This window comes from Saccharopolyspora rectivirgula DSM 43747, from assembly GCF_000497205.1.
GTDB classification, from domain to species: domain Bacteria; phylum Actinomycetota; class Actinomycetes; order Mycobacteriales; family Pseudonocardiaceae; genus Saccharopolyspora; species Saccharopolyspora rectivirgula.
The window spans coordinates 1-375 of record NZ_AYJW01000156.1; the positions used below are offsets into that span (position 1 = coordinate 1).

Annotated in this window: 1 protein-coding gene; it reads right to left on the reverse strand. The window is 68.3% G+C overall.

Annotated features, from left to right (window positions below; genetic code table 11):
• Positions 1-375, reverse strand: a 375-nt coding sequence (locus SREC43747_RS20065; protein ID WP_037332851.1) for a HAMP domain-containing protein, incomplete at both ends; no start/stop codon positions are given.

A 375-nucleotide genomic window follows, 5' to 3' on the forward strand; every position in this document is an offset into this window, starting at 1 on the left:
CGCACCTGGTTGGTCAGGTTGGCGGCCATGGTGTTGACGCTGTCGGTGAGGTCCTTCCACGTGCCGGCCACCCCGTGCACCCGGGCCTGCCCGCCGAGCTTGCCCTCGGTGCCCACCTCCCGCGCCACCAACGTGACCTGCTCGGCGAAGGTGCGCAGCGTGTCCACCATTCCGTTGATCGTTTCGGTGAGCGCTTCCACTTCACCGCTGGCTTCCACCGTGATCTTCTTGGACAGATCGCCTTCGGCGACGGCGGTGGCCACCGTGGCGATGTTGCGCACCTGGTTGGTCAGGTTGGCGGCCATGGTGTTGACGCTGTCGGTGAGGTCCTTCCACGTGCCGGCCACCCCGTGCACCCGGGCCTGCCCGCCGAGC